The 22,723-nt window shown below is 40.0% G+C and carries 21 protein-coding genes, 2 tRNA genes and 1 pseudogene; 16 read left to right on the top strand and 8 right to left on the bottom strand.

Going from position 1 to position 22,723, the window contains the following annotated elements; all coding sequences use genetic code 11:
* Positions 1–2: 2 nt before the first annotated feature.
* Positions 3–947 (bottom strand): IS5 family transposase, encoded by a 945-nt coding sequence (locus WN948_RS07405; RefSeq protein WP_342305031.1) that lies wholly within the window; start codon positions 945–947, stop codon positions 3–5.
* Between the two features lie 54 nt (positions 948–1,001).
* Here WN948_RS07405 and WN948_RS07400 point away from each other — a divergent pair, with 54 nt between their 5' ends.
* The 7 genes from WN948_RS07400 (at position 1,002) to WN948_RS07370 (ending at position 9,073) form a co-directional block, all read left to right on the top strand.
* On the top strand, positions 1,002–1,577 hold the full coding sequence (locus WN948_RS07400; protein ID WP_342306362.1) for a hypothetical protein: 576 nt from the start codon (positions 1,002–1,004) through the stop codon (positions 1,575–1,577).
* A gap of 138 nt (positions 1,578–1,715) precedes the next feature.
* Positions 1,716–2,909, top strand: a complete 1,194-nt coding sequence (locus tag WN948_RS07395; protein ID WP_342306361.1) for an adenosylcobinamide amidohydrolase — start codon at positions 1,716–1,718, stop codon at positions 2,907–2,909.
* Positions 2,910–2,927: 18 nt separating this feature from the next.
* On the top strand, positions 2,928–3,908 hold the full coding sequence (locus WN948_RS07390; RefSeq protein ID WP_342306360.1) for a TIM barrel protein: 981 nt from the start codon (positions 2,928–2,930) through the stop codon (positions 3,906–3,908).
* A 176-nt stretch (positions 3,909–4,084) separates the two neighbouring features.
* Positions 4,085–4,597 (top strand): winged helix-turn-helix domain-containing protein, encoded by a 513-nt coding sequence (locus WN948_RS07385; RefSeq protein WP_342306426.1) that lies wholly within the window; start codon positions 4,085–4,087, stop codon positions 4,595–4,597.
* Positions 4,598–5,007: 410 nt separating this feature from the next.
* A complete protein-coding gene (locus WN948_RS07380; protein WP_342306359.1) occupies positions 5,008–6,117 on the top strand; it encodes a radical SAM protein in 1,110 nt (369 codons plus the stop codon).
* Positions 6,114–6,959 carry a DUF4130 domain-containing protein gene (locus tag WN948_RS07375; protein ID WP_342306357.1) on the top strand — a complete coding sequence of 282 codons (846 nt, stop codon included), beginning with the start codon at positions 6,114–6,116 and terminating at the stop codon, positions 6,957–6,959. The genes WN948_RS07380 and WN948_RS07375 overlap by 4 nt, the downstream gene beginning before the upstream one ends.
* Positions 6,959–9,073 carry a helix-hairpin-helix domain-containing protein gene (locus WN948_RS07370; protein ID WP_342306356.1) on the top strand — a complete coding sequence of 705 codons (2,115 nt, stop codon included), beginning with the start codon at positions 6,959–6,961 and terminating at the stop codon, positions 9,071–9,073. Before WN948_RS07375 ends, WN948_RS07370 begins: the two co-directional genes overlap by 1 nt.
* A 20-nt stretch (positions 9,074–9,093) precedes the next feature.
* Here WN948_RS07370 and hisB read toward each other — a convergent pair whose 3' ends face one another.
* From hisB to hisG, 3 genes are read right to left on the bottom strand one after another with little or no spacing between them, the layout of a single operon-like run.
* On the bottom strand, positions 9,094–9,669 hold the full coding sequence (hisB, locus tag WN948_RS07365; protein ID WP_342306355.1) for an imidazoleglycerol-phosphate dehydratase HisB: 576 nt from the start codon (positions 9,667–9,669) through the stop codon (positions 9,094–9,096).
* Positions 9,670–9,694: 25 nt separating this feature from the next.
* The gene (gene hisA, locus WN948_RS07360; RefSeq protein WP_342306354.1) at positions 9,695–10,435 is read right to left on the bottom strand and encodes a 1-(5-phosphoribosyl)-5-[(5-phosphoribosylamino)methylideneamino]imidazole-4-carboxamide isomerase; all 741 of its coding nucleotides are present in this window, start codon (positions 10,433–10,435) and stop codon (positions 9,695–9,697) included.
* A 6-nt stretch (positions 10,436–10,441) separates the two neighbouring features.
* Positions 10,442–11,296, bottom strand: coding sequence for an ATP phosphoribosyltransferase (hisG, locus tag WN948_RS07355; RefSeq protein ID WP_342306353.1), 855 nt, complete (start codon positions 11,294–11,296; stop codon positions 10,442–10,444).
* A gap of 257 nt (positions 11,297–11,553) precedes the next feature.
* On the opposite strand from hisG, the gene WN948_RS07350 reads away from it, so the two are divergent.
* The 4 genes from WN948_RS07350 (at position 11,554) to WN948_RS07335 (ending at position 15,323) form a co-directional block, all read left to right on the top strand.
* A complete protein-coding gene (locus WN948_RS07350) occupies positions 11,554–12,750 on the top strand; it encodes a methionine adenosyltransferase (protein ID WP_342306351.1) in 1,197 nt (398 codons plus the stop codon).
* A gap of 194 nt (positions 12,751–12,944) precedes the next feature.
* Positions 12,945–13,052 (top strand) — tRNA-Tyr (locus tag WN948_RS07345).
* 74 nt (positions 13,053–13,126) lie between these two features.
* A tRNA-Asp gene (locus WN948_RS07340) sits at positions 13,127–13,199 on the top strand.
* Between the two features lie 696 nt (positions 13,200–13,895).
* Complete coding sequence (locus tag WN948_RS07335; protein ID WP_342306350.1) at positions 13,896–15,323, top strand: transposase; 1,428 nt, start codon at positions 13,896–13,898, stop codon at positions 15,321–15,323.
* An 86-nt stretch (positions 15,324–15,409) separates the two neighbouring features.
* Here WN948_RS07335 and WN948_RS07330 read toward each other — a convergent pair whose 3' ends face one another.
* From WN948_RS07330 to WN948_RS07320, 3 genes are all read right to left on the bottom strand, one after another.
* Complete coding sequence (locus WN948_RS07330) at positions 15,410–15,757, bottom strand: tyrosine-type recombinase/integrase (RefSeq protein ID WP_342306425.1); 348 nt, start codon at positions 15,755–15,757, stop codon at positions 15,410–15,412.
* Positions 15,758–16,036: 279 nt separating this feature from the next.
* The gene (locus WN948_RS07325; protein ID WP_342306349.1) at positions 16,037–16,237 is read right to left on the bottom strand and encodes a hypothetical protein; all 201 of its coding nucleotides are present in this window, start codon (positions 16,235–16,237) and stop codon (positions 16,037–16,039) included.
* A 738-nt stretch (positions 16,238–16,975) separates the two neighbouring features.
* On the bottom strand, positions 16,976–17,206 hold the full coding sequence (locus WN948_RS07320) for a hypothetical protein (RefSeq protein ID WP_342306348.1): 231 nt from the start codon (positions 17,204–17,206) through the stop codon (positions 16,976–16,978).
* Between the two features lie 610 nt (positions 17,207–17,816).
* On the opposite strand from WN948_RS07320, the pseudogene WN948_RS07315 reads away from it, so the two are divergent.
* A pseudogene (locus WN948_RS07315) lies at positions 17,817–18,826 on the top strand (IS630 family transposase).
* Positions 18,827–18,870: 44 nt separating this feature from the next.
* Here the strand turns inward: WN948_RS07315 and WN948_RS07310 are convergent.
* Positions 18,871–19,260: a hypothetical protein gene (locus WN948_RS07310; RefSeq protein ID WP_342306347.1), complete on the bottom strand. Its 390-nt coding sequence runs from the start codon at positions 19,258–19,260 to the stop codon at positions 18,871–18,873.
* 214 nt (positions 19,261–19,474) lie between these two features.
* Between WN948_RS07310 and WN948_RS07305 the strand changes: the two genes are divergently transcribed.
* From WN948_RS07305 to WN948_RS07290, 4 genes are read left to right on the top strand one after another with little or no spacing between them, the layout of a single operon-like run.
* Positions 19,475–20,650, top strand: a complete 1,176-nt coding sequence (locus WN948_RS07305) for a Xaa-Pro peptidase family protein (RefSeq protein ID WP_342306346.1) — start codon at positions 19,475–19,477, stop codon at positions 20,648–20,650.
* A gap of 31 nt (positions 20,651–20,681) precedes the next feature.
* Positions 20,682–21,578 carry a type II methionyl aminopeptidase gene (gene map / locus WN948_RS07300; RefSeq protein ID WP_342306345.1) on the top strand — a complete coding sequence of 299 codons (897 nt, stop codon included), beginning with the start codon at positions 20,682–20,684 and terminating at the stop codon, positions 21,576–21,578.
* A gap of 17 nt (positions 21,579–21,595) precedes the next feature.
* On the top strand, positions 21,596–22,363 hold the full coding sequence (locus WN948_RS07295) for a hypothetical protein (RefSeq protein ID WP_342306344.1): 768 nt from the start codon (positions 21,596–21,598) through the stop codon (positions 22,361–22,363).
* 26 nt (positions 22,364–22,389) lie between these two features.
* The gene (locus WN948_RS07290; protein WP_342306343.1) at positions 22,390–22,677 is read left to right on the top strand and encodes a DUF1805 domain-containing protein; all 288 of its coding nucleotides are present in this window, start codon (positions 22,390–22,392) and stop codon (positions 22,675–22,677) included.
* The last annotated feature ends 46 nt before the right edge of the window (positions 22,678–22,723 follow it).

Here is a 22,723-nt window from a genome sequence, read left to right as displayed (position 1 = left end):
TCCTAGATTATTCCTTTGGTTTTTAGTGTCCTCAATTGATGCAGATTAAAACAAAAAGCTGTCATCAACATTTTTGCATTCACTCTTTCTACAGTTGTAACAAGAACCTTTCTGGTTTTAAATATTTCTTTTGTCACTGCATACACTCTTTCGCAAGGGACTCTTTTCACACTTATTCTTTCATTTCTGAGGATATCCATTATTCCTAAAGGATGTCCTCTTACAGCTCGTTGCATTGTTGCTGCAAAACCTTTTGCTATTGCTCCAAAATATCCTTTATCTCTATACACCACTTCACCCTTTTCAGACAGATCAACCTGTGAATCGTGAAGTGATGCAGTTGTTGTCTCAAATCTTCTGATTAGTTCATAATCCTTATCAATAATTGTATGAAGTTTGTATCCAAAGTGAGATTTACCATTTTTCTTAGTCCAGGTTCCATCTTTGCTTCTTCTTGTTTTCGCATCTTTTCCTCTGAGTACATCTGCTTTTGCATGTCCTGGATCTGAGTGAATAAAAGTTGCATCCTGGATCATTCCTTTTTTAATCTTCAAACCAAGAGCATCAAGCTGATTCTGCATTTCATCCCACACCGCTTTTTCTTTACCATTGTCGATAATTCTCTTCCTGAATGACCAGACAGTTGTACTGTCTGGTACATATTCAGGAAATCCCAGGAATTTCCTAAAGGATATCCTGTCAATACACTGCTTTTCAAGCTCAGCATCAGAAAGACCATGCCATTGTTGCAGAACAAGCATCTTGAACATTACAATAACATCAGCTTCAGGCCGTCCGCCTGAAGCTGTTCTGTTTATGTACATTGACTCCAGAATAGGGCGAAAAGGCTTCCAATCTACTAAATATTCAATTTCAGCAAGCTTATCTCCGACAGATTGGAGACGCTTATATTCTTCATTTAAGGCAAAATCAGTAAAAGAATCCATAATAGTAAATTTGCTTTGCTATTATTTAAATTTTATTAAATTGTATGGGTATTGATGGTAGTTTATCGAAATCCTCTTAACTCTAATTTCAACGAGATTGGAATTGGTATCTGGGTTGGTGAGTACTCCGGTTACAGCAACGTTGCCATGTACACTCAGGATTTTGGTTGGAGTGACTCAGTTGCAGAAACCCTTCATATCACTGCTTTTACTCCTTCAGGTGATATTGTTGAATCTGTTTTATCTCCAATGACATTTTCAATTGATACTAATATCGAGTGTGATATTTCATGGCTCTTTGATGGTGAAGATGTAAAAGTAGAACATAATGTGCTGTCTTCAGATTGCGAACTGATTCCGCAGGTTGCGGGAAGTTATGATGTAAAAGCCATTGCCTCACGTGAGAATCAGGATGTAATAGCCCAGTGGACCTGGATTGTCACAGAAGAAAATGTTCTGATGAAAGGGGATGCTAACAGCGATGGTTTGATAAATTTTCGCGATCTCAGCGCATTTGCTCTGGTTTACAACGCTACGGCTATAGAATCCAGTAAATGGGCAGATTTCAATGATGATGGTCTTATAAACTTCCGTGATCTCAGTGCTTTTGCGTTGGTCTATGAAAAATAGTCCGTTAATCTTTGAAGTAGTTGCTTTTCAAAAGATATTTAAAATCCACCGGGGTATATTCATTAATGTTCTTGTGGTATCTGTCCTTTTTTAATGGATATTGTATCAGGATCAGGCAATAAATGATATGGGGTTCCCATGGTAGCAAGATCAAGGAAAGTAACAGCTAAGGACGATCAGTCTGAACCAGTCGACAAACATACAGAAGAAAAGGGTGTACTTCTTTTTGAGACCACAGGCAAAGAGAAAGTATACAGGTTCAAGGATTCGATTTTGCTAAGTTTGCCTGAGGGAAGGAACACCCTTACAACTTCATGGTTAAACGGTGGCTACAGGGAAGACCTGAGGACAATTTTCAATCACATGGTTCCAAAAAGCAAGCATGCTCCAAAGGATCTTGATGGTGGCAGCATTCCTGCTTACCTGGCTATTATTGCAAAAAGCTTGGGTGCTGATCCTGATACATCTTCAGGGTTGTTGACAGCTGCTAATATGGATAATGTTTCTATCGTGACCAAATCTTTCCGTGGTGTAGAGGTAACTGCTGTCATGACTGCGGGTATTGAGATCAATGGAGGGCGTGTAGGTGACCCTGCATCCTATTATCAGGAAGATGGTTCTCACCAGTTTATTCAGGGAACTATTAACACTATGTTAGTAATAGGGGCCAATCTTCCACCATACGCTATGACAAGAGCTGTGGTTACTGCCTCTGAAGCAAAGACTGCCGCTTTGCAGCAGTTGATGGCACCCAGTCGTTATTCTACTGGAATTGCCACAGGTTCAGGAACAGATATGATAGCTGTTGTTGCAGACTCTACAAGTCCTCTTTTGTTGACAGATGCAGGTCAGCATTCCAAGCTTGGTGAGCTTATAGGGAAAGTTGTGATCGAATGCACGCTTAAAGCACTTGAGATGCAGTCGGATCTGACCCCACTCTCCCAGAGAGATATACTCGTGAGACTTGAACGTTTTGGAATAGAAGAGAATAACTACTGGAAAGTTGCATCACACATGAATGGAGATAATCGAAAAGCGGCTTTTTTCAAAAAATTGCGTGAGATGTCAAAGAATCCCGTACTTGTAGGGGCAACAGGCTCAATATTGCATATTGTAGATGAGATCTCATGGGGTCTCGTTCCTGAAACTGCCGGCAGGAAGGTAGCTGTTTCTATTATGAAGGGGCTGCCTGAAATGCTTGATATAGATGTTTCCATTCCTTTTGATGAACTGACTGACGAAAAAGATACAATAATTGACAATTGGATCCGTGTTACTGGCTGGTTGGCGAAAAATTGTGATCCTAAAGATATTTGTAATTCCAGAAAATGATTCCTTTGGGGTGCATAAATGAAAGAAATGATGAATTTTTCTCTTTGTGATCATGACATGAAAATGTTCAATTCTAACTGGGGTATGATACGGAATTTCCTTGTAAGACATGGCCTGGATGGGCTGGAACTCTTTGTGGATTCGTCTCCGCTTCCAGATGTGCCCGAGGATCTTATAGTGGGTGTACATCTTCCTTATTGGATGGGGCGACATAGAGCCTGGGCTGATCCTTCTGCTTTTTTACAGGAAATGGAGGATTTTGAGATGGCTTACGTTTTTGGCGGTAGCAGCCGCGAGGAAGTTATTGATAATTTCAGGGGATCACTTGAGAATGCTGCACGTCTGGATGCTTCGTATGCAGTGTTCCATGTTTCTTATGCAGAACTGGAACAGGTCTTTACACGTTGTTTTAATTGTACTGACCAAGACGTGCTTGCAACAACTGCTGAATTTCTGAATGATGCTGTCTCAATTTATCAGAATGGTGAACCACCGGTCAGGATATTCTTTGAGAATCTCTGGTGGCCAGGTCTTACATTCCTTGACTCCAAAAATGTTGAATATTTTACAGACCTTCTTGATTTTGAGAATTGGGCTTTCGTGCTGGATACCGGCCACCTTATGAATGCTACTATGAAGTGTGAAGATGAGGAATGCTCAATCGATGTTGTATTGGATCTGCTTTCCACTCATTCTGAGGATTTCATCAAACGAATTGAAGGCATGCATTTCCACTGCAGTTTATCAGGTGAGTTCATGCGTAACTCCATGGGAAAGGATGTCCCTGCGGGGTTTGATAAAATGCATTTTCATGAGCGCCTTTTATCGGTTATGGGAATACTTGAACAGATTGATCACCATATGCCTTTCACCAGTGAGAAATGTTCTCAGATAGTTGAATTCGTATCTCCTGATTTCCTGACCCACGAATTTGTTTCAACTGATTTGCAATCTCTTGATATGAAAATAGCTACGCAGAAACGAGCATTGCATGGATAATTCTTGCATTTGTATTATTGTGCAGTTGTTATACATATACATATATATTTTATAAGTTATCTTTATAAAATAGGCTGTTAAATGGACTGTTTGTGTAGAAAAGCTTATATTGAACTCTATGTTTACTCTTAATTATGAGTACTCTCGATAACAATGATTCCGAGAATCCAGAAAAGATGGATCGTTTGAAACTTTTTAGTGCACTTGGAAGTGAAACCAGACTAAGAATGCTACAACAGCTTACTGAAGGTGAAATGCATATATCTGAACTTGCAAGGATGCTTAGTATTTCTGTTCCGGTTGCTGCAAAACATGCAAATATACTTGAAGCTGCTGACCTCATACAGCGCAAGATTTACGGTAAAACACATGTACTGCAATTGAACAATAAGAATATTTTCCATGCTCTGGATATATTTGCACCTTCCAGAACGGTTGAAGTGGAAAAGGGTGCAACACTTCTGCAAGCACTTAAGAAGGCTGCAGTAGTGGAAGTGAAGAATGTTCACGGGCAAGACAACATTGTTTCCACAAATGGTGAAGAAGGTTTCTTTATATACGAGGTAGATGGTGAATTCTCTGAACAGAATGTCAATGAGCATAAATTCGACAGAGAAGGAACAGTCATGTGGAAGAAGCTGGAACCAATAAGCATCTTAAAGGTGAATGTCAAATTCAAAAAGGAATGATATTTCTTTAGTAGTCAGGAACCATCAAATTCATTATTTTTTGTTCCCTTATTTGTAACTATTCAGCCTGATAAAAACGCTATCAATAACAATCTTGACAAAAAGTTGAAACGTAAATTTCATTAGGATCATTTATTTTGATTGTTGCTATTGATTGCTTTTTTGATTGTTAGATTGTTAGTGAGCAGACATCTCTATTTCGATGAAATCAGTACCAATAGGCAAATCGTGCCAGGCTGAATAGTTACTCTTATTTTTTTTTTTTTGAAATCCATTGTTTTGTCCTTTTTTCTTTTCGTATGTCTCTATCTGTTCTGATGAATACTTTCACCATGCTTACAGGTTGCTTATATCCGCATCTGCCATATTGTCTATTAATGATTCCCAGAAATCCTGTTAATGAGCACCATATGACGCTTATGGAAAGGATGAGACTGCTGTCCGAAGGTACCAAATATGACAGTTGCAACCAGAGTGCAGTCTGTCATGCTTTCGGACCAGATGGTCGTTGCATACAACTCTATAAGACATTGATGACAAATGCATGTTCTGGAGAGTGTACGTATTGTCCGAACAGGTGTGGCAGGGATTCTGTGCGTGCATCATTAAGTCCTGAAGAAATAGTGAAGATCACATGGTCTTTCTACCGAAGGAATGCAATAGAAGGCCTGTTTCTGTCCTCCGGTGTTATCGGTGATTCTGAAAGGACAGCAGAGAAGCAATTAGATGTTGCAAGACTTTTGAGAGGTCAGGGATTTACTGGTTATATCCATATTCGTGTAATGCCAGGTACTCCAAAGTATCTGCTTGAGGAAATCGCTGATTACGCAAATAAGTTTGGTGTGAATGCAGAGACTACAAGTTCACTTAATTATTCGGAAATATGTCCAAATTTTGATTATAAGAATGATGTACTCCAGCGTTTGCAATGGACACGGGATCTGATTAATAAGAAAAGGCGAGAGACAGGTTCCAGAGGGCGTATCATTGGTGCCAACGACACTCAGTTTGTGGTGGGAGCTCTGCAGGAATCTGACAGGGAGATTATCGGAACCGTTGAGAAGTTCATGGACAGGTATGAACTGAGAAGGCCTTACTTTATGAGTTTCGACCCGGTTCCATTCACTCCCCTTGAAAACAATGAGCCTTCTCCCCAATGGAGGGAAACAAGACTGTATCAGACTTCCTATCTTCTGAAGGATTATGGTATGACTGCTAATGACCTGGATTCTGTTCTCGATGACAATGGTTTCCTCTGTGACACTGATCCTAAAATGCTCCTTGCATCATGCCGTCCTGATATGTTCCCGGTGAACATTAACTCTGCAAGCAGGGAAGAGTTGCTCACAGTGCCGGGAATTGGTCCAGTGGGCGCAAGCAGGATTATTCAGTCAAGGCCCATAGCATCAGAAAAAGAACTTGCACGCATGGGTGTCGTTCTTGGTCGTGCACGTCCCTTCATTGAAATAAACGGAAAAAAACAGACAAACTTATTCTCATTTACGGGGGTAGGTGCATGATCGTAGCATTCAGGGAAAATGTAGAAGGTGTCTTGCTCGCCTGTGAAGAAATCTCAAGTAATCCGGATTGTGATCTCATTTCTGCAAAGGACAGAGATGAACTGAAACAAAAGATGGAGTTCACAGGCATCGATGAAGTGAAAACTCTCGGCTTCAGATGTATGTCAGATACAACAAAGCTTGTACGTAATATATTTGGAAAACGGGGCTCAAGAATGTTCCAGCGTGATCCGGATGTTGAAGGATACATAGCAATGGTACTGAGACATCGAAGCTCACGACCAATCGAACTGGTGCATTTTCTGTGTTTTTGCGAGGGAAATGTCGAACTTCTTTATTCAGGTAAGAGCAGCACGGGTAAAAAATATTACAATTACATGCGAGATGTAAGTCGTTCATATCATCGTTTGTGCATGTTTGCACGACCTGCTTTTGTTAATGGAGTGTTGTCTGTCAAAATAGAATCCCCACATCAGATAGGAGATATGTTCTGTCGCTGGCTTTCAAGGAAAAACCCGGATCTTCCTGTTTCAGTAATAGAGGGAGATATTGCCTGGATAGGGAACGGTGCTCATGTAGGCCTTGAACATTTCACAAAGGTGCCTTCTTCATTGGCAGGTAGCCTTGAGTTTACTAATGAACGTGATGAGGTTGATGATCTGTGGGATATGTACTATGATTCTCAGATGATCCACAACCGGAGAAACAAAAACCATGCCAAGCAAGTGCAGCCAAAAGCTTCTGCGTCCATGAGCAAGATGTCGGAAAGGGACAGGTACAAGGTTGAAAAAGGTATTGCAAACTGCACCCTGGATTCTTTTGCATCCGAATTGGAGGTATAATGTTAGCTGATGTCAGGACCTTACAGGATATTCCCCGCATAGGGGATAAAATGTCTAAACGTTTTGTAGAGCATTTCGGTAGTGAAAATCAGGCCCTTGATGCTATACTTGCCGGTGATATTGCCAGCATTTCCGAGGTAGAGGGTATTGGTCAACGCTATGCCATCTCCCTTATCCAGGATGTAGCTTCCAGGGTTGAAGGAGTTAATGTTTCTGATTTTTTAAGAACCAAAGAGGCAATGGATGTCTATGAAAAATTGCTTGACCTAGTCAAGGAGTTTGCTCATACTCAATATTCCAGGGACAAACTACATGTTTTTTTCCCGTATCCTTCTACCAAGATTCAAAAGATAATGCGGGTACGTGAATCAGTTTCATATTACATGGAAACTGCCAATCTTCTTGAGGGAGATGGGACTATTGTTGACCTGTTGTCAAAAGCCACACAGCTTAATTTTAAACACCCGTGCCCAAAGATCCGTGACAGAGTTATCATAACATCTGACCAGGATAGTTACGAGTATGCGAAAAAACGGTTTGCAGGATTGCTTGATGTGAATTTTGCACGTTCCCTTTCAGAATTCATTGATATTTCAAGGGGCTTCTCCCAGGTTATTGCCGTGGGCGATGATTACCTGTCATTTGATCTTCCGGAAGATGTGGACCCTGAATTCTATTCTGACCTGCAGGAAATAGATGATTTCAAGGTTATACCTGAAAAAGAAATAGTGGCATTTTCCCGGAATCTCAAGTCAATAGAATCTTCTATTAAAGTGATAAGGCTGCTCCGTTCCAGGGGAATTAGTTTCTTTGACAGCATGGATGATGATAAGCTTGAGTTGCTTGCCTCTACATTGGCTCTTATAGACGAGAATGGTGATATTGTTCATGGGATTGATGAAGAAGTAGACCGAATTTCCGATGCAACAGACAAGCTTAGTTCTACTGTAACAGAAACTGTGCGTATTGTAAACGATGGTCTGAATTCCTGTCTGGAGAATAGCCAGATGACTCTTAGCGGACAGGATATGCTGAAAGTGATGAATGGTTCCATTGAGCTGAAAGAGATACTTGGAAAGAAGCTGCACAAAAGTTATTACTCCATCGTTAAGGACGGTGCGGACAGAATATGCAATGAACTTCAGCTTGAAAAAAAGGAAAGATTAATGGTCGATTCTTTTTTTCCGGAAGAGATCATGCATCCTGTGGAAGCAGATGTTGATAATCTGAATGCTTTGAAACAGCACTTGAATAAAAAGGTCCTGAAAAGAAAATTCGACCATAAACGCGAAGTTTCGCGCATATTGTCTTCCTACAAAACAATTGTCCGGGAAATGGTTCGCGAAGTACTTGATTTTGATGTGGGATTTGCAATCGGTTCTTTTGCACTGGCATATGATCTTGTTATGCCGGAAATTATAGATGGTACAGGGATTGGTTTTAAGGGTGGAAGGAACCTGTTTTTGCTTTCCAGACACGGTGATGTGATACCAATTGACTATTCAGTGGGTGAGAACAGTTTCAGTCCTAAAAGTGAGGCCAGCAGGGTCGTACTTTTAAGTGGCGTTAATTCAGGAGGAAAAACCTCCCTTCTGGAACTCCTTGCGCAGAGCAGCATCCTTGCGCAGATGGGATTTCCTGTTCCTGCGCAGCATATGGAACTATCTCTCACTGAGTCGATGTACTACTTTGCTAAATCAAAAGGTACATTAGATGCAGGTGCATTTGAAACTACTCTTACTGAGTTCTCTGTGGTAGCTGATGATTCTGCAAAATTTGTTCTGGCAGATGAGCTTGAATCCATCACAGAACCTGGAGCTTCTGCAAAGATCATGGCTGGAATACTTGAAGTTTTAACTGAAAACGAGAGTACTATGTCTATATTTGTGTCGCACCTTTCAGAGCAGATCATGGAGAATATTGTCTGTGATCTCAGGGTTGATGGGATAGAGGCAAGCGGGCTGGATGCCGAACTGAATTTAATAGTTGACAGGAGTCCCCGTTATAATTATGTTGCAAAAAGCACCCCTGAACTGATTGTAGAGAGGCTTTCAAAAAAGACAGGTGGAAAAGAACAGGCTTTCTATGATAAATTAAGGAGTAAGTTTCAGTAGCTGAAACTATACTGTTTAGATTAAAGCACGCCTTTAGTGCTTTTTATTCCTTCTCCTTCGATGACCATGGCTCTTCTAAGGGCGTAGGCGAATGCCTTGAAAAGTGCTTCTATCTTGTGGTGGTCATTATCCCCGTAAACGTGGGCATGCATATTTGTCTTTGAGTTCTGGGCAATGGCTTCAAAGAAATGAACTACCATTTGAGTGCTGAATTCTCCTACTTTTTGGGCTTTGAACTCTGCATCCATTACCAGATAACTGCGCCCTCCAAGGTCAAGAGCCACACTTGCCAGTGCTTCATCCATTGGTATACGTGCTTCTCCGAATCTTGCAATGCCGGCTTTGTCAGCAAGTGCCTCTGCTATTGCCTGGCCCAAGACTATTCCGGTATCCTCTATCAGGTGATGGTCATCAACAATGAGGTCGCCAGTAGCTTTTACAGTGAGGTTGAAGTTCCCATGCTTTGTGAATGCAGTGAGCATATGATCGAAGAATCCAATACCAGTGCTGATGTCTGCAAGGCCTTTTCCGTCAAGTTCCAGCTCGATATTGATGTCTGTTTCACTGGTTTTGCGTGATATATTTGCTTTTCTCATGGGTGCACCTGATTATTCTGGTATTTTATAAATCTTCACTAATAATATTTATTGCTTCTGGAAGTGTGAACTTCCCTGTGTATAATGCACTTCCGACAACGACTGCATTTGCACCGGTCTTTTTCAAAGCAATGAGGTCATCAAGGCTTGTAACGCCACCTGATCCGATTACAGGAATACTGACTGACTTTACCAGTTCTTCGGTAGGCGTTGTATTGACACCTTGCAGTAATCCTTCGGAATCTATATTTGTAAAAAGGATACTTCCAGCACCAAGTTCCTGAAACCTTATTCCCATTTCAACGGCTGTGAATTCGGATTGTTTTTTCCATCCTTCAATGGACACTTTGCCATTTTTGGAATCAAGGGCAACGTTGATGTGTTCACTTCCAAACGCATCTGCAAGCTCTTTGATAAGTTGTGGATTATTTATGGCTGCAGTGCTAAGTATAACTCTGTCAACTCCGAGTTTTAGCAGGTCGGCTGCATTTTCAAAAGAGCGTATTCCTCCGCCAACCTGGATCTCCATTCCAAGCGGTTTGCATTCCTTTACTATTTTTTCGATGATTGTAGCATTCTTGCGTTCACCATCAATGGCACCATCAAGGTCTATTAGGTGTAGTGTTTTTGCACCCTGGGATACCCAATCTTTGGCTACTGCCACCGGGTCATCTATTGAGACCATTTCACTGCCAGGAATTCCCTGAACCAGCTGCACACATTTGCCGTTTCTCATGTCAACGGCAGGGATAATTTCAAAGGTCATGCTACCTCAAGGCATCATTCTCTCAATTGGCACTACCAGTATGTCTTTGGCACCTGCTTTCTTGAGTTCATCCACTGTAGCAAAGATGGTGGCGGCATCAACAACTGCATGCACTGCAAGTACTGAGTCATCTGACTCGACTTTCATTATCGTTGGACCAGCCATTCCGGGAAGGACTTTCTTGACAGTTTCCAGTGACGCCGTAGGTACATTCATCATAAGGTAACGCTTTCCTTTTGCTCTTAGAACACTCTCAACGGCGGTCTGTATCTGCCCGATCTTACCGTTGTCTTCCTGCGTCTTCTTATTTGCAATAAGGTATACTGATGATGTGAATGCCTTTTCTATCATTTTCAGATGATTTGTGACCAGAGTTGTGCCTGAGCTGGATATATCCACGATAGCGTCGGCAATCCCTACATGAGGTGTCATCTCGCATGCACCACTAACCTTTACTACTTCAATGTTTACTCCAAGGTTCTCGAAGTACTTGGCAGTGATATTGGGGAACTCAGTTGCAACGCGCATTCCTTCGAGTTCTTTTGCAGAAGAAATGGGGGAGTCTTCAGGTACGGCCAGAACGAGATTTGCACCTCCAAATTTAAGGTCAAGAAGTATCTCCACATCTGATTCTGTTTCATGTATAAGGTCCAGGCCAGTGATGCCTACGTCGGCTGCGCCATCCTGTACATATTCGGGAATATCTGCCGCTCTTGCAAACAGGTAAGTGATCTCAGGATCGGTTGTTTTGGCAAAAAGTTTCCTTGTCCCACCTTCAAGTACAGGCAATCCTGCCTCTTTGAGGAGACTTACGGTGGGGTCATGTAAGCGCCCTTTATTGGGTATTGCAATACGTATCATAGGGATCCTTCTGTATAATTATAATCAGTATCAATTGAACGTTATTTGAAAGACATTTATAGCATATAGACTTCACGCTGATTAAATATTCCTTTTGTGAATTTAATAAAAGCATCGTAATTACTGGAGGTTATAATCTTGAATGGGTATTATTATATAGTGCATGGGTGCTAGGTATAGCGAAGGATACATAGTTAACTTTAATTATCTATTCTTATCTTTTACTTGTTTATTAATTGATATTCTAGAGGATTAATATGATGCGAAATATCAAAGTTGAACACCTGATAGAAACGCCGGTGGAAAAACAGCAGATCGAACTTGTGGAGAGAAAGGGTGTGGGTCACCCTGATAGTATCTCAGACGGTCTTGCCGAGGCCGTAAGCCGTGCATTGTGCAAGGAATATATCGATAAATGTGGTGTAGTTCTCCACCATAATACTGATGAAACTCAGATCGTGGCAGGAAGGTCAAACCCTCATTTCGGTGGCGGAGAGGTCACTCAGCCTATATACACTTTGCTTGTGGGAAGGGCAACAAAGGAATTTGAAGGCGTGGAAATTCCTGCTGAGTCTGTGGCACTAGCTGCTGCGAGAAACTATATCAGAAACACAATTGTTGATATTGACCTTGAGAGGGACATTATTGTTGACTGTAAACTCGGTACAGGTTCATCAGATCTCAGGGATGTTTTCCAGAGGGATAGGGTTCCTGTGGCAAACGATACTTCTTTTGGTGTTGGACATGCTCCATTTTCAGAACTTGAACAGATCGTATATGAGTCTGAAAGAAAGCTGGTCACTGACCTGAAAAATAAAATTCCTGGCATTGGAACAGACATTAAGGTCATGGGTCTGAGGGAAAATGACGATATAAACCTGACAATATGCTGTGGTATGGTTGGAAGATATGTTGATGACATGGATCATTACATCAATATCAAAGAAGAGATGGCTGACTATGTTACTGATCTGGCACTCAAACGTACGGATCGTAAGGTTAAGACCTTCATCAATGCAGCGGATAATGTGGAATGTAAGTCAGTGTTCCTGACTGTGACCGGTACTTCTGCTGAAATGGGTGATGATGGTTCAGTGGGTCGTGGTAACCGTTGTAACGGACTCATTACTCCAAATAGGCCAATGAGTATGGAGGCGACCAGTGGTAAGAACCCTATCAACCATATTGGTAAGATCTACAACCTTCTTTCCACCCAGATGGCAAAGGATATTGTGAAGGCTGTCCCTGATGTCCAGGATGTCTATATTAAGCTTCTTTCACAGATCGGTCAACCAATAGACCAACCACTTGTGGCAAGTGCACAGATAATCCCTGAAGATGGTGCAAACTTTGCTTCCATAAGAGCGGAAACAGAGGTTGTTATGGATGAGTGGCTTGCGGATGTCACCAAGATAACCAAGATGGTTATCAACGGCGAACTGGATACTTTTTGATTTTCATAGTAGAAGTTCATCCTGAATTTAGGATGAAATTTTTTTCTTTTTTTCTACTGAATACGTCTTTTTTCCCTTTGATTTATATGTTTATCTGTGTCATGTGTATTTTTCGGCGAAAGAGATAAGTATGATTGTGCGTATTGGAGGGTTGCATCGCACGGCAACGTCGTGCCGGAGCATGATTTGTTAGACCCGCCTTAACTCAGTGGTAGAGTGCGCGGCTGTAGTTTGATTCATGTGACATGATCACATTACGCGCAGGCACCGCGATGTCCCCGGTTCGAGTCTGGGAGGCGGGACTTACAAAATCAACAAAAGCCTTAAATATAAGAGCCACCTTTTAGGGGTGCTCACAAGCGAAAACTTGCAAAATGTCCGAATAGTGTAGAGGCCTATCATGGAGCCCTGTCGAGGCTCCGACCCGGGTTCGAATCCCGGTTCGGGCGTAATCAGCTAAATCCCGGCTTGTCCGGGTTTCTTTTCATTTTTTAAACTAATCCAAAAGTTTTTTCTTTCATCTATTTATATACACGGCTTTAAATTTAACAGTTTTAATAAATATTGTATTTGGAATACTTATTTATACAGTGTGTTGTTACTTTTACATGTGGTACATATGAATAATTGCGGCAACTCAAACATAACTAAAATAGTTTTAATGTTGTCTGTTTACCTTGTAATGATACTTGCAATTGTATTAGCTGCAGGATTAATGGGTGTATGAATAGCAGTATTCAAGAAGAAAAATTTCCATAATGTTTTATACATGTATTTGATACACTATGTTTGTGGAACTCCTTATAACAAAAGGCAACTTGAAGATACAACAAATCGTCTTATTTGTATCTGTTTATCTTTTTACTATGCTTGCATTCGTTTTACTCGATTGGTTTTTTCCAGGTATTCAGTGAATTAATATTCTTTGGATTAACTCTCAATTATGGTATATGCTTCATGTAGGCAACTTTTAGTTCATCTGCTCTTATCTGGTCGTAGATGTCTATTGCTTTGTCTCTGGTGTCTCCTCGAAGTTCCTTGATAAAATCTTTTGACATTCTTGATCTTCTTAGGTGAATGGTGTACCCCAAGTTTGACAGTCAAAAGTAATAAAGTGTTCTTAGTAATGTTGTATTCGACAAAAAATGCAATCACAACTAAGAACATACGACATTATTCCTAACAAGAATATATACTTTCCCATAGGAACAATCCTAGCTGTAAACCAACTCTACGATATCCTTGACCTTCCTACTGTTTTCAGCAAACATAAAAAGCATGGTATCAACCTCAATAATTTGCTGAAAGCTCTTGTAAGCTACAAGCTTACAGATAATTTCAGCATAAGCAAAGCTCATGATTGGATAAATCGTGATGAAGTGCTTGACATTTTTAACCTGCCTGAATTCAGTGAGAGAACACTGTACAGGCTTCTTGAAACCTTGGGAAATAATCGTGAAACGATTATTTCCGATATTCAGGACAGACTATTTGCTAGGTATGATTTCGAACATACCAATATCAACATGGACTGGACCAGTATTGTCCTGCATGGCGATAAATCGCCATTAGGTAAATATGGTTACAGTCGTGACCATAGACCTGATAAGAAACAGATCACATTGGGAATTAGTGAACTTGCAGACCCGATCAATATACCAATTGGCATAACAGTGGAACAGGGTAATTTGAATGATCAGAAACACTTCAGGAAAACGTATCAACAGGTCCATGGAAGATTGAAGCAGGAATCTCTTGTTATTTTCGATAAAGGAGCTCATAGCATAGGGAACACTACTATGATAAGGGCAGATGAGATGCATTACCTGACTGCAAGGAAACTCAATACAAGCGACGATAAGAAGATAGCTGCATTCTGGGATTCATCTATTGAGGCAGTTGATGAGGAAGCCGGAATATATGGCTTGAAGAACATTAAACCAAACAGTTTCAATTACATGTATTTTTCTAAGAAGCTCCAAAAGGAGCAACTTGATTCTAAAGCTAGAAAGGTTATGAGGCAGTTGCAGGAAGCAAAGGCCATACAAGAATCCATTGATAAGAACAAGAAACTTCCTAAAAGGTTCAGAATTAACAATGCCCTTGTTGATGTTAGTTATTCCCTACAGACAAAATTGATGCAAATTAATGAACAGGGTGCTATCGAACTGCTGGAAGAAAAGCTAGTTACAGGTAGAGAAGGATTTTTCTGCTTAAGGTCGAGTGAGAATTTGACACTAAATCAAGCTCTTCAAAAATATCGAAAAAAGGACAGCATCGAAAAAATTATTCATTCGCTGAAGAATGAGATTGAGATTAAACCATTACGAGTATGGACAGATGCTAGCATTTATGGTGCGGTGATTATTGGATTCATTGCACAACTTTTCATATCGCTGATGCGATATGAGTTCAATGAACTCAAGCATAAGTCCACAAAATTCATAAAAAATAGCTTATTGAATTTGACAGTGACTGTGGATTTCAAGGGAAATAGGTCAAAAAAGTACATTTACGCCAACTTTGATGGCATAAATTCACTGATTCTAAGGAAAAAATGGGTGAAATCGTAGTAGTTTGCCTGAAATTGTTTGGACTGTCAAATAGGTTTTCCTGACTAAAAATGGAAACATTTGGGTTGAAAGAGAAGACATTCTCTTCAGGAAAGAGTGGAAACTGTCAAACTTGGGGTGTACCATAAACGGCAGCAATGAGGCGTGAATTTTTCGTGAACATGACCTTTAGGATCGTGTATGCCAAACTTACCAGCATAATTTGTTACTATCCTATAGACTGTGCTTCGTGTTATTCTTGAGCCTGCAGATGAGAGGAAAAGAGCCGGGTTGTCATCTGTCCGGGTTTTCAGGTATTCTTCCAGGAAGGCTTTGCATTCATCATCAAAATAGATTAGGCGGTTGGATCTCTTTCCGGTTGGTTTAAGCAGGACTGAGTTATTTATCATTGACACATCGTTGATATCAAGGGTTGTGAGTTCTCTCCTTCTAATACCAGTCTTTGCCTTACAGATTTGTTAGCCTGGCCGGCTTCGAAGATGTCGCATTGGCGGAGGGAGTAGATCAGGTCCTCGGATTCTTTGAAGGCTTTTGAAACGAACTTTATAACGTCGTCCAGGAATCTGTCGTAGCGGTCTATTTGGAGTCCGTTTTCTTTCAGGCCGTGGTGGCAGAATAGTATTAGGTTCGTTGCTATGTCGTGGTCGGTGTGTTTGAAGTTGAAGATAACCTTTTGCATCGTTTGAGGATATGGTGAATTCTATCCTGCAGAGTCAGAAGGTTTTCTGGTAGATCTTTATCTGGATCTTGTGTTCATTGCGTCTGGAGTTAATTTTGTTCATGTAGACGATATCACATTTAAGGACTGGGTTCAGGCTGTATTCATCGATTTTTGATACCTTGTCGTATTTCCTGGCTACTTTAATCATGTTGTATGTTCTGATGCTTGTACTTGCTTTTTGCGGAGTGAGCAATGGGCATCATTTCAAAAGTGTAACATTATTATTTACTAAGTAACTTTTATATATTTAGACATTGATTTGACATCATGTTCTATGACTGTTTTTTCTGTGGTAATTCTATCGGGCGTGATGCGATAGAAACTGGACATCTTCACAGAATTGGTAGAAATCTGGTATGTCTTAATTGTGTAACAGACCTTAAATCCATCTTGGAGCTTGATACGGTTGAAGAAAAAGAAGTAGCAAAATAAGAATCGTGCAACATGAGGCAGAAGTTCGTATATGTATGAATAACCAGGAATTGTTCATTGCTTTTGCGATAATTTTATTGTGTAAATTAAGGTTAATTTCTTTTTTTATTTATAAACAAGTAATTTGCATTTTTGGTTTTTATTAGTAATCTTCTATTCAACTCTATGAATAAATAATGAAACTTGATTAGTTTTTATGCAAAGATAATATGTACTTTAATTGATACAATATAGATGATTCGGCTAACTCTAATCTTTTTAAAGTGATGATAGTTGCACTTGTCTACCTCATGCTGCTTTCGATTGTGGCTCTATTTTCGGTTTTTTCCAGTGTTTGAGACTAATTACTTTTTCTAGCTGCTGCTATTTGTTTATTTTTTGGTGACTCTTATTCGATATTGCAAGGAAATACCTGTTGGATCTTAGGAGTAACACTATATGTATGCTTAAAAGCTGTTTTTACAGATCAGCCGTAAAAAATAAAAGGAAAAATAAAAAGTCATTCTGACTTTACTTTAACTGCTACCAAAGAACGACCCAGCTTCTCTTCAAGCGTTTGGATTTCTTCCAGGTCACTCTTACTAAGTTCTGCATTACTAATATCAATTCCTGAAAATGACAGTAAAGTCACATTCATTTTATCTTCCAGTTCTTTGATGGATTTTACTTCTTCCTCTTTGAGTGCTGAAAAGGCCCATATCATATTTTTATCTCCTGATTTTTGTTGCATGTTTCTAATGCCTCCTCTTCATTTCCATATTTCTATTTAACACTTGGGTACTATTAATTAGGAAAAATGTTTTTTTTATTGATATGTAACGATGCTTGTTATCTTTTTAATAAGTACATATGAATGAGTATTGCAGATGCAGTACAATAAATTTAGTATTTGTTGCTCTCGCATATCTTTTAATGATGGCCTTCTTTTTATTATTGGTGGAACTAATAAGTTATTGACACTTTTTCCTTTCTTCAAAATCAGAATTTGTGAGGTTAAACGACCTTTGTTTTAGTATACTTTGATACATTCAGAATTAATTAAACAATTATTTATAATACATTGTCTCTGTTGAAGAGTGTCATGTTCAGTAAGCAAGGTGATTCTATGATGCTGAGGATAATACTTCTGGTATCCGTATATCTAACACTGATGGCGAGTGTTTTTCTATTATCGGCTATCGTCAGGTGATTTCTTCAGGGGGATGATTACTTTAGTTGTACTGCTTGCAAGAATGATATTTTTAACTGCAAGTTTTTCCAAAACAGTCTAGTTGAAAAAAAATGGTGGAATTATAGTTATTAACTAAACATTTATTACTTAAGAGATACAACTATTTTTCATGGCTAAACCAGAACAAATTCTGATAGAGCATCATCTTTCATTAGAGGAATTGCTTAAACATATTAAGTCGTTAGAGAAAGATACAAGAGTTCTACAACGTTTGTATTTTGTTAAACACCGTTATGAAGGTGCTTCAGTTAATGAAGCGGCTAAACTTGTAGGGATATCAAAACCCGTTGCATATCAATGGCAAGAACGGTGGAATCAAGACGGATATAAAGGTTTGAAACCCAGGTTTTCAGGAGGTTGCCCTTCAAAACTCACTAATGACCAAAAAGAAAAACTAAAGACCATGTTACATGAGCGTGATGACTGGTCAACAAAAGCAGTTCAGGAACTCATATATAATGAGTTTAAAGTTCAATACACCATTAAGCAAATATTAGTCATCTTGAAAAAGTTTGGCATGCATCATGGCAAACCCTATACACATGATCATCGAAGACCAGAAGACGCAGAAGACCGTTTAAAAAAAACTTACCATTAATCGATGATGGTTGCGTTATCGGCTTTCTTGATGAATCATCTCCACAAACAACATCAAATACAGTTCGTTTATGGTCTTTCAATAAACCTGTTATCTTCAAAAACACAACCAGGCTAAAAGCAAACTCCTTCGGGTTTTATGCATTGAATGGTAATTCAGTTATAAATTTTAAGGAACATTCAACCAAAGAAGATGTATGTTCATTTCTGTCAACTGTAAAAAACAGTAACATAGGAAAAAGAATTGTAATCATTCTCGACAATTTTAGATCACATCGAGCAAAAGATACATTGGATTTTGCACAGGCAAATGACATCGAATTGGTCTATTTACCTCCATATTCGCCAGACTTGAATCCAATAGAATTCATCTGGAAGAGCGTCAAAAGAATAATTTCTTGTAATTTTGTGAAAGATCTTGACCATATGAAAAATCTGATTGCTGAGACGTTTATTAGTTGTTCATCAAAGATTAGTTTCGCAAGAAAATGGATTGATAAGTTTCTGAAAAATAAGTTATGAATATTAAGTGAACAACTATAATTGTTTTTTCGTTTTTGAGGGAGTTAAAAAGTCATTGTATGGATAACCTGCAGCACGCTGCATTCCATGAAAATGACCATTAGGTTGTTCATCACCAGGAACAAGCCAACAATTGAGATACTTTTTCTGGACAATACCCACAGCAGGTCGGTCCACCTGGAATCTGACTCTTTCAGAATTCTGTAGTTCCAGTAGACTATTGCAAGGAAAAAGACCTTCAGAACAAGAAGGGATTCTACTCCATAGCTCTGGAATACTGCTGCCAGAAAATTATTTTCTTCAAATCCATAGTTAAGGGCCTGGACAGTTGTCAGGAAATCACCAAGTACGTAGAACAATATTATATATTTGACATCCTTTAGGAAGTCAGATATATTTGTGAATTGTGAACCGTACTGGTTTACGCTATCCATAATACTTGCTACTTATGGGGCTATATATAATGTGGATGTGAAAGTATCGCATGTTTATGTGCACAAAAGTTTGTTCTGTGTAGTAATTATCTGTACCATGTGTTCATGAAAATATTCTGAATGTTGTTCATTTTGATTATCATGGATTTCCGGTTGCCTTTTTCAGGCTCTACATTTGATAACAATTTTGTACTAGTAACTACTAGATAATATCATGGCCTTAACACAAGTTCTCATTGATATTTCCACATCACTGGAAAGCCACAAGTCGGATGTATATCTGATGGTGGGGAATTCGAACAATGCAGACATCTATTATGCAACCCGCTTCTTTGCTTCAGACGAGTTTGCTTATTTCCACACAAAAGAAGGCGCTGAAACAATTCTTATTTCTGATATGGAAAAAGGTAGAGCAGAGATCGAGTCAAGAGTGTCTGATATTCGTACACTGCAGGGTTGTGATTACAGGTCAAAGGTAAAGGAAAGAAAAGATCCATCTCTTGCTTATTGTGACTGCCTTGCAGATATTCTGCAAAAAGAGGGCGCAAGACGAGTAGCAGTTCCAAGAGATTTTCCATACCATATTGCTCAGACCCTCAAGGAAGAGGGTTTTTCCATAGAAGCTATCAAAAGTCCATTTGCCGAGTTGCGCTCACGAAAAGACCCTTCAGAGATCGAGATGGTAAAAAAAGTTCAGGATGCATGCAATAAAGCAATGAAAGCGGCAGCTGAGATGGTCAAAAAATCAGAAGACGTTGAAGGTGTACTCAATTACCGTGGCTTTGCCCTGACATCTGAAATGTTACGCAAAGAAATAGATTTAACACTTCTTGAACATGGATGTGAGGCAGAGAGCACCATAGTTGCCGGTGGTACTGGTTCTGCAAATCCTCATTGGGAAGGTGCAGGTCCTCTAAAGGCTAATGAACCTATTGTCATGGATATCTTCCCGCACAGCAAAAAGGAAAGATACTATGCTGACATGACCCGGACAGTGCTTAAAGGGGAGCCTTCAGAAAAGCTGGCGGACATGTATGAAGCTGTCCGCGAAGCACAGACTGCCGGGATAGAAATGGTCAAGCCAGGTGTCAAATGCAGTGATATCCATAACAAAGTTTGCGATGTATTCAAAGAGAAGGGCTACGACACCATCAGGGAAGGCTCAAATGTTGGTTTCATCCATTCAACCGGGCATGGCGTAGGACTTGAGATACATGAATTCCCATTTGTAGGGAACAGCGATGTTGAGCTCGAGGAAGGTAACATCATCACAATAGAACCGGGACTGTACTATCCTGATGTTGGTGGCATACGCCTGGAGGATCTGATCCTGGTAACAGCAGATGGTTTTGAGAACCTCACAGAAATGGAAAAGAAATTTGTATATTAATCCAGGAAGCAAATTATAAAGGAGAATTTAAATGGCTGACAAAGTTAAGGATATCGAAGAGATAATCGGCAAATACGTCAAAGCAGGAAAGATACTGTCACAGGTAAGAAGTGAGGCAAAAGACCGCATAAAGGTGGGTGTCAGCCTGTTGGAAATAGCTGATTTCGTGGAGAGCAGGCCAATAGAGCTCGGAGCAGATGGCTCAGCATTTCCCTGTAACATTTCCCGCAATGATGAGGCAGCACATGCAACTCCCCTTGCAGGGGACGAAACCGTCTTTGGCGAAGATGTGATTAAACTCGATATTGGGGTTCATGTGGATGGTTATATCGCAGATTCTGCCATTACCATCGATCTTTCAGGCAAATATGGCGACCTTGTAAAAGCTTCTGAAGACGGTCTTAAAGCTGCCATTGATATTGTCAAAAATGGTGCTGATACAGCAAATATTGCTGCTGCCATAGAGGATGCTATTCTTGCCCACGACTTCAAGCCAGTGGGAAATCTTACGGGGCATGGGCTTGCACAATATATTCCCCACGCATCTCCCAGCATGCCTAATAGGAGGGTAAGCAAAGGTGTTAAACTTCACACAGGTGACTTCATCGCCATAGAGCCATTTGCCACCGATGGTGCCGGAAAGGTCGTTGATGGTTCACTTACTGAGATATATCAGGTAGTACACAAAAAACCTGTGCGTTTGCCAGCAGCAAGGGCTCTTCTTAAGGAACTTGAACCATACAAGACGCTTCCGTTCGCAAAAAGATGGCTCAAAACCCCGCAACTGGACTTTGCCCTGATGCAGCTTGAAAAGGCAGGAATCGTCCATTCATATCCGGTACTCAAGGAAGTGGCTGGAGGGATGGTTGCACAGACAGAGCACACTCTCATAGTCACAGATGACGGATGCGAAGTTACAACCAAATAAAAAAGGGTGGGATAAGATTGAGGATTAGGAACCTGTTATTGCTCATTGTCTTATTCTCAATGTTATCCCTTCCAGCAAGTGCTGCCTATGAATGGGATAACACCATCGATATAGGGACAGATGGTATGGTTTGGGGGTACACTGAAACATATTCCGGTGACAGGTCTGTAGTATTCAAGACCTTCATTGATATGGAATTCGGGGATAATGATGGATTCGTTAGTTCATGGGAATTACTGAAAACCGATGTAAAGACCAGCAAATCATTTCTCAAGACCATAGAAAATAATATGGATGTGAAAATAGATAATTCTTCAAAGAATGTAACTCTTTTGGATGTGGAAGCTGATATGTCTGCTGAGCTTATCGGACTGGTAGGCGATGAAAAAGACATAATGAACAAGTATCAGGTTTTTTATGATTTCAAAACACCACTTACAGAATCTGATACAAGTATGTGGTTCCAGGGTCAGCCTGAAACGGATGTAACTGTACATCTTCCTTCTGAAATAAAATTAGTTTCCGTGGAAGGTATTGACAATAAATCCGTGGAAGAAAGTTCACAAGGCACCACTATTTCCGGTCAGTTTGGATTTACCGGGGAACTTGTTATTGAGTTCTTAATTGAAGAACCGCCTGTTCAGGAAAAAAAGGAAAATGTGACAAAAATAAATCCTGCTAATGTTTCCGGTACTGATTCACCATCGTTGCTTGATAAGATATTCCCGGGGCTTACAGATAACCTGTTCAAAAAACTAAAGTCCGACAAATTTAATATCTCTTAAACTCACTACGAAATTAGTGATTAGTTATGCTGGTCGAAAATATAGAACTTGATAACGGCTCGGCTCTGGGTCTTAATTTCCAGATGCAGAATGCTTCATTGCTTGTGATTAGGGCGGACAGGGGTTTTGTTATGTGCGGTTATCTTGATATGGATACAGCAGGAACCCTTGGTGATGTTGCAGTTAAGGTAAAAGGTGTCAGCACTTTTGATGATGTGCTTCAGGCACCAGTTGTTGGTGCTACCCAGAAAGCCATCAATCTTGGTATCAAAGTAGGGATGACAGGGAAAGAAGCATTGGAATTGATGTTCTGATGGTCTACGCGGTTTTTTTTTCTTTATTTTTAATGCTTTGTTCTAA

Origin of the sequence: Methanolobus sp. ZRKC5 (genome assembly GCF_038446525.1) — an archaeon.
GTDB lineage: Archaea > Halobacteriota > Methanosarcinia > Methanosarcinales > Methanosarcinaceae > Methanolobus.
This window is presented reverse-complemented; position numbering and strand designations above follow the sequence as displayed.